Origin of the sequence: Tenacibaculum sp. TC6, assembly GCF_050606265.1 — a bacterium.
In the GTDB taxonomy this organism is placed as follows: Bacteria; Bacteroidota; Bacteroidia; order Flavobacteriales; family Flavobacteriaceae; genus Polaribacter.
Genome location: NZ_JBOCUK010000027.1, coordinates 38,210 through 49,929, shown reverse-complemented (window position 1 = coordinate 49,929; position 11,720 = coordinate 38,210). Strand labels below are relative to the sequence as shown.

At 31.2% G+C, this 11,720-nt stretch carries 13 protein-coding genes; 4 read left to right on the top strand and 9 right to left on the bottom strand.

Features of this window, described 5'->3' with window-relative positions; genetic code table 11:
- Positions 1–134: 134 nt before the first annotated feature.
- The 6 genes from ACQY1Q_RS13415 to tyrS all read right to left on the bottom strand — a co-directional run bounded on the left by ACQY1Q_RS13415 (position 135) and on the right by tyrS (position 5,810).
- On the bottom strand, positions 135–677 hold the full coding sequence (locus ACQY1Q_RS13415; protein ID WP_431005834.1) for a DUF2911 domain-containing protein: 543 nt from the start codon (positions 675–677) through the stop codon (positions 135–137).
- A 103-nt stretch (positions 678–780) separates the two neighbouring features.
- Positions 781–1,776, bottom strand: a complete 996-nt coding sequence (locus ACQY1Q_RS13410) for a transporter (protein ID WP_431005833.1) — start codon at positions 1,774–1,776, stop codon at positions 781–783.
- Positions 1,739–2,773: a cytochrome-c peroxidase gene (locus ACQY1Q_RS13405; RefSeq protein ID WP_431005832.1), complete on the bottom strand. Its 1,035-nt coding sequence runs from the start codon at positions 2,771–2,773 to the stop codon at positions 1,739–1,741. Before ACQY1Q_RS13405 ends, ACQY1Q_RS13410 begins: the two co-directional genes overlap by 38 nt.
- 78 nt (positions 2,774–2,851) lie before the next feature.
- Entirely contained in the window at positions 2,852–3,646 is a 795-nt protein-coding gene (locus ACQY1Q_RS13400; RefSeq protein ID WP_431005831.1) for an MbnP family protein, read from the bottom strand.
- 150 nt (positions 3,647–3,796) lie between these two features.
- Positions 3,797–4,219 (bottom strand): hypothetical protein, encoded by a 423-nt coding sequence (locus ACQY1Q_RS13395; RefSeq protein WP_431005830.1) that lies wholly within the window; start codon positions 4,217–4,219, stop codon positions 3,797–3,799.
- A gap of 286 nt (positions 4,220–4,505) precedes the next feature.
- Positions 4,506–5,810 carry a tyrosine--tRNA ligase gene (gene tyrS, locus ACQY1Q_RS13390; RefSeq protein ID WP_431005829.1) on the bottom strand — a complete coding sequence of 435 codons (1,305 nt, stop codon included), beginning with the start codon at positions 5,808–5,810 and terminating at the stop codon, positions 4,506–4,508.
- Between the two features lie 62 nt (positions 5,811–5,872).
- Between tyrS and ACQY1Q_RS13385 the strand changes: the two genes are divergently transcribed.
- Complete coding sequence (locus tag ACQY1Q_RS13385; protein WP_431005828.1) at positions 5,873–6,886, top strand: SDR family oxidoreductase; 1,014 nt, start codon at positions 5,873–5,875, stop codon at positions 6,884–6,886.
- Between the two features lie 26 nt (positions 6,887–6,912).
- On the opposite strand, the gene ACQY1Q_RS13380 is transcribed toward ACQY1Q_RS13385, so the two are convergent.
- From ACQY1Q_RS13380 to ACQY1Q_RS13370, 3 genes are read right to left on the bottom strand one after another with little or no spacing between them, the layout of a single operon-like run.
- Positions 6,913–7,371 carry a DUF4296 domain-containing protein gene (locus ACQY1Q_RS13380; protein WP_431005827.1) on the bottom strand — a complete coding sequence of 153 codons (459 nt, stop codon included), beginning with the start codon at positions 7,369–7,371 and terminating at the stop codon, positions 6,913–6,915.
- Positions 7,371–8,705, bottom strand: a complete 1,335-nt coding sequence (locus ACQY1Q_RS13375; RefSeq protein ID WP_431005826.1) for a dihydroorotase — start codon at positions 8,703–8,705, stop codon at positions 7,371–7,373. Before ACQY1Q_RS13375 ends, ACQY1Q_RS13380 begins: the two co-directional genes overlap by 1 nt.
- 1 nt (position 8,706) lies before the next feature.
- A complete protein-coding gene (locus tag ACQY1Q_RS13370) occupies positions 8,707–9,426 on the bottom strand; it encodes a polyprenol monophosphomannose synthase (protein WP_431005835.1) in 720 nt (239 codons plus the stop codon).
- An 86-nt stretch (positions 9,427–9,512) separates the two neighbouring features.
- Between ACQY1Q_RS13370 and ACQY1Q_RS13365 the strand changes: the two genes are divergently transcribed.
- The 3 genes from ACQY1Q_RS13365 (at position 9,513) to ACQY1Q_RS13355 (ending at position 11,712) form a co-directional block, all read left to right on the top strand.
- The gene (locus ACQY1Q_RS13365; protein ID WP_431005825.1) at positions 9,513–10,154 is read left to right on the top strand and encodes a DUF4271 domain-containing protein; all 642 of its coding nucleotides are present in this window, start codon (positions 9,513–9,515) and stop codon (positions 10,152–10,154) included.
- A gap of 11 nt (positions 10,155–10,165) precedes the next feature.
- Entirely contained in the window at positions 10,166–10,915 is a 750-nt protein-coding gene (locus tag ACQY1Q_RS13360; RefSeq protein ID WP_431005824.1) for a uroporphyrinogen-III synthase, read from the top strand.
- 119 nt (positions 10,916–11,034) lie between these two features.
- Positions 11,035–11,712 (top strand): TIGR04282 family arsenosugar biosynthesis glycosyltransferase, encoded by a 678-nt coding sequence (locus tag ACQY1Q_RS13355; protein ID WP_431005823.1) that lies wholly within the window; start codon positions 11,035–11,037, stop codon positions 11,710–11,712.
- Positions 11,713–11,720: the final 8 nt, after the last annotated feature.

The window sequence follows — 11,720 nt, the reverse complement described above, 5'->3', positions numbered from 1 at the left end:
AAGGATTAAAAATTATTTTTACGCCTAGTTCAGATTTTAAAAGTGAGCTTACTAAAATATCTTTTGAAAAGCAATAAACAAAAAAGACGCTGTATAGCGTCTTTTTAATTTTTAATATTCTATAGTTATAAATACTACCCTTTAACAGGTACTGTTACTATCGTAGTTCCCCATCCTAAATACATATTAAAATCATCTCCTTCACCTTCAAATGTAATTGAAAAAGCTTCTAATGGCTCATTGCTTTTTGATACATTTCCGGATACTCTTACCACATCTTCGCTATCTTTATAAAAATAAGCTCCCCATACATTTTTAGCGGTACTTAAAATAACAGTCCACTCTTTTTCTCCCGGTACTGTAAATAAGGTATAAGTGCCTGCTTTTACCTCTTTACCTCCAAAATTAAGATCTTTATAAAAAGTAATTTCAGCGGCTTCATTAGCTCCTGTTCTCCATACTTTTCCTGCCGGTGCTAACTTATCAATACTTCTCTTTTTTAATTGCGGACGGCTATATATTACTTTTACTTTTTTATCAGAAACTCTGTAACTAGACGGATAAGAAGCAGCATCCATAGGGCTCTTATCTAGTTCCGGAAATTTTTGCGCTACTATTTCATTTGAAAAAACTAGGGTTATAGTAAAAATGATGATTGATAAAATTGATTTTTTCATGATTATATCTTTGTATTAATAATTAGGTGATTGGTCATCAAATTTAAGAATCCTTACGATAGTGCTTATTTTTTTAACTAAACTTTATATAAATAACCTTTAGTTAAAAATTATAATTCAAATACACTCCTGACCTATATTTAACATCAATAGTTCCTTGTGCTAATTTTTGCTGAATAGGGTACATTGCTATAATTCCGGCCGTTATTTTTGAAGTGTTGTACTCTATTCCAATACTTGAAAATAATGCGTGCCCTTCTGTATTTTTAATCGGAAGGCCAAATACTTCATTATGATTATAAAACTCTCCTGAAACCCCTAATGAAGGCACAAAGTTGTTGTTTTGAGCATCTTTAAATACATAAAAAAAGGTGCTATTAAAATTAAACTGATTTCCAAACCGGTACTCTTCTTTATTGGCTGTTTTTATATAATAGTTAAGGTAATTAGTTACTCCAAAATTATTATGCTTATACACATATTGTACATTCGTAATTACATCAACACTACCCGTTCCTAATTGAAAACTAGGATTAATAGCATTATTAATGGCCGCATCATAAGTACCTGTAGGCAATTTTAAGCCAGCTCCTAGTTTTAACATGTGATTAGAAGAAGTTATTTTATCTTTCTCTTCATTATAACCTCCTGTTTTTTTATTTAAAACTGTATAATTAACTAAGAAAGACACATCTCCTAATCCGCTAATAGTAGTTGTTTTATTGGTGTATTCTCTAGAATGAAAATGAAACGGTATAAAAACTTGTGCTTCTAAATAGCCTTTAATCACCGGAATTCTTGACCATACTTGAATGGTATTAAAATACTCATTTATAATGGGGGAATTATTAAAAACACCCTCTTTTGATTGGTATTTTTGATGCAGATATCGTACTCCTATAAAATTAGTATCAATAACACCGCCCATTCCTAAACTACCGCCATTATTACTACAACCACAAGCATCACAATCATCTAAAAACCAAGCGTAATATTCCGGAAACGGAGTTGCTGCCTGTATTGATATTGAATAAAAAACACCTAAAAATATAAGCCCTGTTTTATTCAGCAAATCTTTTATCTGTAATAAACTGTTCATCTGTTAATGTTTTTAAAAAAGCTATTATGTTTTCCTTTTCTTCTTCTGTTAATTGGATACCTAATGTGCCGTTAGTATTTTTAAGAATAGGATCTAGATTAGGTGTTTCCTGTACCCCATTGATATAAAAATTAAGCACTGAGTTTAACGATCCAAACCTACCATCATGCATATAAGGTGCTGTAAGTTCTATATTTCTAAGGCTCGGAACCTTAAATTTATATTTATCTTCTTCCACTAACGTCACCGTCATTCTCCCTAAATCGTTTATTTCCGGATTAATTGGTAAACCATTATTTCTAAATGAATTATCTGTAAACACATCTGAAGTATGACATGAAGCGCATTTATTTTTAAAAAGCTGTAATCCGTTTTTTTCTTCTACAGAAAAATCACCTCCTTTTTCTCCTCTAATGTATTTATCATATTTAGAGTTAGCAGACACCATCATTAACATAAATTGAGACATGGCTTTAAACGTATTATCCGCATTTATTTTTCCATCTTCAAATGCCTGACTAAACAACCGGGTATAGGCTGCATCTTCTTGCAATTTTTTAAGAACATTGGTTACTGTTTCATCCATTTCAACCGGATTGGTAATAGGAATAATTGGAAAAAGATCCAGATGAAAAGCAGCTCCATCCCATGAAAATTGGTTTTGAAAAGCCATATTTTGAATTGGAGGCGTATTTCTTTTTCCTACTCTATCTTCAACTCCATGACTAAACTGATGTCCGTGATGCGTAAATGCAAATTTTTGTTGATGACAAAAGGCACAAGAAACAACTCCGTCTGACGATAATTTTCCATCATAAAAAAGTTTTTTTCCTAACTCAAATCCTTTTTCGGTAATCGGATTGGAGTTTAAATCATAATCAGGTTCCGGAAAATTAGCCGGTTTTTCAAAAACCAATGCTACATTAGTATATACTTCTTCTTTTTTACAGCTTAAAAAAGTACATACTCCTATGAATGCAATCACTATTTTTTTCATGATACACTTATTTTATACGGTATTATAAAATCAACTAAACCTCTAAAGAGCAGAAATACTCTTTAGAGGTTTCTTATATTAATGGTGATTTGCATTATGAACGTGATGCACCACAAACATATCTGCGTAATTTTCTGCTATAGTGGTAGCTTTATCACCTCCCATAATTGTTGCTCCTTCAGAAAGTTTGATTTTAGCTTTTCCGTCCAGCATTTTATTAGCATCTGCTACAATATGTAGTTGTGGTGACTGGTTATTGCTTACTATAGCAATATCCATAGGTAACGTTACTTCTTTGTATAAATCAACGGTAGTTCCTCTACTGGCAATATGTAACATAAAAGGAGCTTCTGTAGTTTGAGCATTCTCTTTGTAAGTACCTTCTAAAACCACAAATTTATATCCTGCTTGCCAACTCCATGTTAAATTATAACTTTCTGCTAAGGTCCAAAAATCTTGCTGAACAGCTTGCCCTTGCTTAAATCTTTCCTGATCTACTCCTATTCCGAATTTAATTTTGGTATACTTTCCGGCCGGTACATCTTTAAGTGAAATTTGAACTTTTTTTGTTTTTGTTCCTCCTCCTTCACTTATAATAAAATACCCTTTTTCTTTTGGGTAGGTAAACTCTTTTCCTTCTTCTGTAATTAACACAAAATTACTTACTATATAATCAAAAGAATTGATGGTTAACAGTTCTCCGTTTCCGTTGGTATAGGTAGATGTGCCCAGTAATAACTTATCATTATTAAACCCGTTATCAAACTCAATTACTACTTCATTTTTTCCTTCTAAGTCATCATTTTTCAATTCATTATCACTACAAGAAGTATATATCATAGCTAAAGCTATGAACGCTATTATTTTTTTCATTTTAATTCGTTTTGTTGTCAAATACAGCCTACCTCACCTATTGTTTTATACAAGTAAGCCATATTTATTTTTTTAATAAATTTTTAAATTTTGCATGAATTACCTTAGATTACTTTTAGTAACCCGGTAATAAAAACGATATGTAAAAAATTAAGCTATAGGAGGGTGAAATACCTTTTCATCTAATAAATAAAAGTAATCTCTATTATAACTGAAATTTCTTTTAAATACTAAAGAAAAAGGTTTTTGAGTTTGAATTTGTAAGATATTCACAAAGCCTATAGGATATTCATCCATTGAAATTCGTAACGATTTATAGTCATCTTCTTGCTGTTTTTCAAGCTCTTTCATCAGCTGACATTTACCGTTACAGTTCATTTCCGGCTTATCTTTATTTATACACAGCACTTTAGAAATGTAATCATAATTAATTGCATATTCTACAAAAGGAGCTATAGGCCTAAGCATGGCTACCAAGTATAGAAATACAAAAAAATAGATAGTGGCTGTTTTAAACAAAGTAGGTGTTTTTTTAGCTTCTGCAAAGATACCGCTATCCTTTTTTAGAAACAATACTAAAAGTTTTTAAATTTTATTTTAATTTATTCTAAATAAAAAACTTATATTTGCACGGATTTTACAGATAAAGCATGATTGTTTTTTATACTGAAACTAAGAAAGTTACTCCGATTGTTCCAATGGAAACCTTACAAAAGGCAACTATTTGTGATACTATATGTACAGCTAACTGTGCAAAACCAAAGAGTAAATGCTGCAATAAATACCAAAAAAAAGGCATCAACTGTAAGCGATGCCCTTTAACTTATAATTTAAAAGCGGTTTCTTAAGCTACTATATATTATTCTACCTTTAGTAAGAAATAATTCTTTTTACCTCTTTGTAACAAAACATACTTATCTGCAATTAAATCATTGGCAGTAATTGTATATTCTTCTTTTACTTTTTCTTTATTTACTGCTATTGAGCTTTCTTTTAATGCCCTTCTAGCGTCACCGTTAGAGCTTAAAAAGTTGGTTTTAGCAGCTAAAGCATCAATCATACTTAATCCTTCCTTAATATCTTCTGTTGAAACAGAAGCTTGCGGAACTCCGTCAAACACATCTAAAAATGTTTGTTCATCTAAGCTTTTTAAATCATCAGCAGTTGATTTACCAAATAAGATATCAGAAGCAGCAATTGCCTTTTCTAATTCTTCTTTTGAATGCACAAAAACAGTTACCTCTTCAGCTAACCTTTTTTGTAATACTCTTAAGTGAGGGGCTTGTTTATGCTCTTCAATTAATGCCTCTATCGTTTCTTTATCAAGGAACGTAAAGATTTTAATGTATTTTTCAGCATCTTCATCGGTTGTATTTAACCAAAATTGATAGAATTTATATACTGATGTTTTATCAGCATCTAACCACACATTACCTCCTTCAGATTTTCCAAATTTAGAACCGTCAGCTTTTGTAATTAAAGGACAGGTAGCTGCAAATGCTTCTACTTCTTTTCCTACATTCATTCTTCTTACCAATTCAGTCCCAGTGGTTATATTACCCCATTGGTCTGACCCGCCCATTTGAAGTTTACAACCATAAGCAGTGTGTAAATGGTAAAAATCGTATCCTTGTATTAATTGATATGTAAATTCTGTAAAACTCATTCCGGCTCCTGTTTCTCCTGAAATACGTTTTTTTACCGAATCTTTAGCCATCATATAGTTTACGGTAATTCGTTTTCCTACATCACGTGCAAAATCGATAAATGAAAAGTTTTTCATCCAATCGTAGTTATTCACTAAAATTGGCGAGTTTTCTTTTCCGTTATCAAAATTCAAAAAGCGAGCTAATGTATTTTTAATTCCGGCTACATTTTTAGCTAATATTTCTTCAGTTAACAAATTACGTTCATCTGATTTTCCTGAAGGGTCACCAATCATTCCTGTAGCTCCACCTACTAAAGCAATAGGTCTGTGTCCTGCTTTTTCTATATGCACCAATAAAATAATTGGTACCAAGCTACCAATATGTAATGAATCTGACGTTGGATCAAAACCAATATAAGCTGTTGTCATTTCCTTTTGCAATTGCTCTTCTGTTCCAGGCATTATATCGTGAATCATTCCACGCCAACGTAGTTCTTCAACTAAATTCTTGGTCATATCTTTGTGTTTTTAAAGAAGCAAAGATACATTTATAAGATAAAAAATTCTATTTTCGCTATATGATTTTAGTCACCGGAGGTACAGGTTTAGTAGGATCTCATTTGTTGTATCATTTAACACTAACAAATGATACTGTTTTAGCTATTTATAGAGACAAAGAAAAAATAAAAGCTACCGAGAAAGTTTTTACCTACTACACTAAAAATACAGCACCTTTATTCAATAAAATTAAATGGGTTCAGGCTGATATTACTGAGGTTCCTTCACTTACCCATGTTTTTCAATATCCGATTACTAACGTATTTCATTGTGCGGCCTTGGTTTCTTTTGACCCTAAAGATTACAAGAAAATGAGAAGGGTAAATATAGAAGGAACGGCCAATATAGTTAATTTTTGTATTGAACATACTATTGAAAAATTATGCTTTGTAAGCTCTATTGCTGCTGTAGGTGATGCTGTAAACGGAAATATAATTACCGAAGAAAATGAGTGGATTGATACAGGTGATAATCACGGATATGCAATTACCAAGTATGGTGCTGAAATGGAAATATGGCGCGCCAGTCAAGAAGGCATTCATGTAATTGTAGTTAACCCAGGTGTTATTTTGGGTAGTGGTTTTTGGAAAGAAGGTTCCAGAAAACTGTTTTCTCAAATTTATAATAATTTCAAATTTTATACTGAAGGAATAACAGGTTTTGTAGGGGTAAAAGATGTGGTTAAAGCCATGATTGAACTTGTGGACTCTTCTATTAAAAATGAACGTTTTATTTTAGTTGCCGAAAACAAATCATTTAAAACTATTTTTAGTCAAATAGCTAATGGTTTTGGTAAAAAAGCTCCGTCAATTAAAATTGGTAAAGTAGCTACTGGTATTTTTTGGAGAATTGACTGGTTCTTAACAAAAATTACCGGAAAAGTCCCGTTATTAACTAAAAATTCTGCCAAATCATCTCATAATACCTCGTATTATTCTTCGGAAAAAATAACACAAGCTATCGATTTTCAGTTTACTCCTACTGAACGTGTAATTAAAGACGTATGTAACGATTATCTTTCTGAGATAAATTAAAATCTACATTACTTAACAAGTATAATTTATCGTCTTAAATGTTGTAGTTTTTCTTCTCCTAAACCTTTAACTAAACTACTATCAAAAGTCTTTCCGTCTTCGTCAAGCATTAATTTAGAGTTTGGTTTATCTATAGAGTCTTTAACACGTTGTAGCTCTCTGTATTTTTTATCCAGACTATCAATATTCTTCTTTACTTTTTTAAGCATGTCTGAATAGTCATCCGCTTTTGAAGTATAATATTTATTACTACGATCAAATCGTATGGTATCAATTTTATACTTGTTATATACCAATACCATGTAGTTAGATTCTTTCTTTAAAAACTTGTTTTTTATATTTTTTGCAGAAGAAGCCAAGTACATATCTGTTAGCAGAGCGATCATGGTATCTTTAGGTATTAAATCTTTTGGTTCCTTGTATATTGTATTACTAGTACAAGAAACCAAAAAAGTTAATACAATGAAGGATAAAAATTTATTCATTATCTGTTAAATACTAAACGTTCACCTTTTATATCTTCATTAAACGTGCCTTCATTATATAATAAATTTCCGTTTACAAAAGTGTGCGTTATTTTATTAGAAAACTCTTGTCCTTCAAAAGGAGACCATCCACATTTATACAATATATTTTCTTTTTCAACTTTCCAAGATTGGTTAGGGTCAACTAAAACAAGATCTGCATAAAAACCTTCTTTTATAAAACCTCTTCTATCTATCTTAAATATTTTTGCCGGGTTATGGCACATTTTTTCAACCGCTTTTTCTATAGGTAAAACTCCTTCTTTTACTTTTTCTAAAACAGCTACCACAGCATGTTGTACTAAAGGACCTCCACTTGGTGCTTTGGTATAAATAGCATCTTTTTCTTCTAATGTGTGAGGTGCATGATCTGTTGCAATAATATCAATTCTATCATCTAGCAACGCTTTCCATAATCCGTCTTTATCTTTTTGAGTTTTTACAGCCGGATTCCATTTAATATGTGTCCCCTTTTTTTCATAATCCACATCTGTAAACCATAAATGATGTACACAAACCTCAGCTGTAATTTGCTTTTCTTCTAACGGAATATCATTTCTGAATAAATGTGTTTCTTTTTCTGTTGATAAATGGAAAATATGCAAACGTGCTCCGGTTTTTTTAGCTAATTCAATTGCTTTTGAAGAAGATAAATAGCAGGCTTCTTCACTTCTTATTAATGGATGGTATTTTACCGGAATATCTTCTCCGTATTTAGCTATGTATTCTTCTGTGTTTTTTCGAATGGTATTTTCATCTTCACAGTGTACTGATATTAACAACTTAGTTGATGAAAATATTTTTTCTAAAACTTCTTCATTATCAACCAACATATTTCCGGTAGATGAACCTAAAAACAATTTTATTCCGGCAACTCTTTTAGGGTCTGTTTTTAGCAACTCTTCTAAATTATCATTAGTACCCCCAAACATAAATGAATAGTTAGCATAAGATGTTTTACTAGCTATTTGAAATTTATCTTCTAACAATTCTTGCGTTGTTGCTTGCGGTACAGTGTTAGGCATTTCTATAAACGAAGTAATCCCTCCAGCAACCGCTGCTTTACTTTCTGTTGCTATGTTGGCTTTATGTGTTAAACCGGGTTCTCTGAAATGTACTTGGTCATCAATCATACCCGGAATTAAATATTTTCCTTCAGCATTAATTACCGTAGCATTATTTACTTCAATAGTTTTAGCTATTTGCTTTATATAAGCACCTTCAATTAAAACATCGCCGTTAAAAACTTTATTCTCGTTAACTATTCTTCCGTTTTTTATTAAATATGATTGCATTTTATCTTGGTAATCCGTTTATTCTCATTTTTATAACTCCAAAAAGAGCTTCGTATACTATACCGCCACTCATTTTAGATTCTCCTTTGGTTCTGTCTGTAAATATTACCGACACTTCTTTGATTGTAAATTTATGCTTCCAAGCTTTGTATTTCATTTCTATCTGAAATGCGTAGCCTACAAATTTAACTTTATCTAGCTTTATGGTTTCCAACACTTTTCTATTCCAACATACAAATCCGGCCGTTGTATCATGTACAGGAATTCCTGTTATAAAACGCACGTATTTAGAAGCAAAATAAGAAAGTAATACTCTGCTCATTGGCCAGTTTACTACATTAACTCCAACAGAATAGCGCGAACCAACAGCAACCTCTGCTCCGTCAACAGTACAGGCATTGTATAACCGTATTAAATCGTTTGGATTATGAGAAAAATCGGCATCCATTTCAATGATATATTCATATCCTTTTGCCAAAGCCCACTTAAAACCATGAATATAGGCTGTGCCCAATCCGTTTTTCCCTTGTCTTTCTTCTATATGAAGTCTGTCCTTAAATTCTTCTTGTAATTTTTTTACAATATCGGCAGTACCATCCGGTGAGTTGTCATCAACCACCAAAACATCAAACTCTTTTTGCTGATTAAACGTAGCCCTTACAATAGCTTCAATATTTTCTTTTTCATTGTAAGTAGGAATAATAACTACGGTGTCTGACATCATATTTTTCATGTAAATAAAGGCAAAGATACACTAATTTATTACTAATTTTGTGTTAATTAGAGGGACTAAAAAAATAACATCTTTTGCAAGCAATTGAACTCAGTAACAATTACGATAGTTGGTTTACTTTAGTAATACTTTTTACTATTGTTTTAATTGCTGTGCTAAAATTAATCAAGCCAAATCAATTACTTGGCTATACGATTGCTTTTTTTACTCCCGGTTTTTTTCAAAAAAAAGCAGAAGAATACATAACTATTTTTAAACCTTTTACATTTGTTTTAGCTTTATTCAGCATTGTTATTCTTGCTTTAATATTTCAATTTACTTTAGCTGTTTCAATATTTAATGCTGATAATTTTAATACGTTTTTAAAAATACTAGCGTTTATTTTTTGCTACTTTTTTGTTAGGTATTTTTTAGATTTATTTCTGGCAAATGTTTTGGCCATTAAAGAAAACGTAAACTATTTTTTACATGTTAAATATGGTTATTTGTTTACCATCTGTTTACTAATGCTGCCCTTTATTATACTTAACAAATATACCATTCGTAGTAAGTTTTTTATACTAAGTATTTTTATTCTTTTACTAATTATCAGAGCCTTTTTTATTTTGTTTAATAATAAAAGAATCGTTATAAGTAAGTTGTTTTATTTTATTTTGTACTTTTGCACACTTGAAATAGCACCGCTATTAATTCTTTATAAAACAACAACTACGTAAAGAGAAATTTTATGAAAGTGAAAACTATTTTAGTGTCTCAACCAGCCCCGAAAACTGAAACTTCTCCTTATTTTGACTTGGCGGAAAAACTAAAAGTAAAAGTAGACTTCCGTTCATTTATACATGTTGAAGGAATTCCTGTAAAAGAGGTAAGAGCTCAGAAAGTAGATTTAAACAACTACACAGCTATTATCTTAACCAGCAGAAATGCTGTTGATCATTTTTTCAGAATTGCTGAAGAAATGCGTTATACAGTTCCTGATGATATGAAATATTTTTGTCAATCTGAGGCTGTAGCATACTACTTACAAAAATATGTTGTTTATAGAAAACGTAAAATTTATGTGGGTAGCAGAACATTTCCTGAGTTAGCTAAACTAATTAAGAAGCATAAAGATGAAAAATTCTTATTGCCTTCTTCTGACAAATTGAAAGATTTAATTCCTGAGGAACTAAATAAATTGGGCATTGAATGGAAACGTGCCGATTTGTACAGAACCGTAATGAGTGATTTATCTGATTTAGAAAATGTATTTTATGATATTTTAGTATTCTTTAGTCCTTCCGGAATTGATAGTTTATTTAAAAACTTTCCTAATTTCAAGCAAAACAATACTAGAATAGCTGTATTTGGTAACTCTACCATGAAAGCTGTTGAAGATAGAGGTTTACGAGTAGATATTGCTGCTCCAACACCAGAAACCCCATCTATGACAATGGCTTTAGAAAAATATATAAAGGAAGTTAATGGGAAAAAGTAGTTAAAAGACCTTACTTGAAAGAAATTCACAAAACCGCTAAGAAAACTTAGCGGTTTTTTTGTAATGATAGGTAATTTGTTTCGACTTCACTAAACATAATTCAAATGAAAACAGCATAAATGTTTAACCAGCAGTCTAATGTAGCTATTCTGATTTTTGCCAATTCCTCTAAAAAAGAGGCAGAGCAAAAGTTTTTAGGTAAAGGTGAACGGCTGTTTACGTATTTAAACAAAAAAACTGTACTTGAAGCTACAAAAACAAAGGCGCAAGTAATTATTCATAATGAAAAACACCAAAGAGGTACTAACTTTAACGAACGTTTTACCAATGCACTAGAGCATACATTTTCAAAAGGTTTTCAATATGTAATCGCTATTGGTAATGACAGTCCTAACTTACGTACTTCACACATACAAAAAGCCATAACCTCTGTACAAAATAACCAATGTGTTTTAGGTCCTTCAGTAGATGGTGGTGTTTATCTAATAGCCTTAAGTAAAAAGCAGTTTAACAAGGATACCTTCCTACATTTACCTTGGCAAACTACTAATTTGTTTTCTTGCCTTAAAGAAACACTAGAAAAAGAAAATCATCCTGTTTGCCAACTTACGTATTTAAAAGATATCGATTCTGAAAAAGATCTTACTTATTTTTTAAACCGTTTTAAGACTACTGCTTTTTTAAAAAAATTAATTATTGAAATTGTAGCATTATTCAATATATCTTATAATAAAATAACTTCTGTATATTTATTCCAACACACCTCATTCTTATACAATAAAGGATCTCCTTTATAGACTTCCAG

Excerpts from the sequence above, each read along its gene's own strand:
- ACQY1Q_RS13415 (WP_431005834.1), bottom strand. The coding sequence starts at position 677 with ATGAAAAAATCAATTTTATCAATCATCATTTTTACTATAACCCTAGTT.
- ACQY1Q_RS13410 (WP_431005833.1), bottom strand. The coding sequence starts at position 1,776 with ATGAACAGTTTATTACAGATAAAAGATTTGCTGAATAAAACAGGGCTT.
- ACQY1Q_RS13405 (WP_431005832.1), bottom strand. The coding sequence starts at position 2,773 with ATGAAAAAAATAGTGATTGCATTCATAGGAGTATGTACTTTTTTAAGC.
- ACQY1Q_RS13400 (WP_431005831.1), bottom strand. The coding sequence starts at position 3,646 with ATGAAAAAAATAATAGCGTTCATAGCTTTAGCTATGATATATACTTCT.
- tyrS (WP_431005829.1), bottom strand. The coding sequence starts at position 5,810 with ATGACCAAGAATTTAGTTGAAGAACTACGTTGGCGTGGAATGATTCAC.
- ACQY1Q_RS13385 (WP_431005828.1), top strand. The coding sequence starts at position 5,873 with ATGATTTTAGTCACCGGAGGTACAGGTTTAGTAGGATCTCATTTGTTG.
- ACQY1Q_RS13380 (WP_431005827.1), bottom strand. The coding sequence starts at position 7,371 with ATGAATAAATTTTTATCCTTCATTGTATTAACTTTTTTGGTTTCTTGT.
- ACQY1Q_RS13375 (WP_431005826.1), bottom strand. The coding sequence starts at position 8,705 with ATGCAATCATATTTAATAAAAAACGGAAGAATAGTTAACGAGAATAAA.
- ACQY1Q_RS13370 (WP_431005835.1), bottom strand. The coding sequence starts at position 9,426 with ATGTCAGACACCGTAGTTATTATTCCTACTTACAATGAAAAAGAAAAT.
- ACQY1Q_RS13360 (WP_431005824.1), top strand. The coding sequence starts at position 10,166 with ATGAAAGTGAAAACTATTTTAGTGTCTCAACCAGCCCCGAAAACTGAA.
- ACQY1Q_RS13355 (WP_431005823.1), top strand. The coding sequence starts at position 11,035 with ATGTTTAACCAGCAGTCTAATGTAGCTATTCTGATTTTTGCCAATTCC.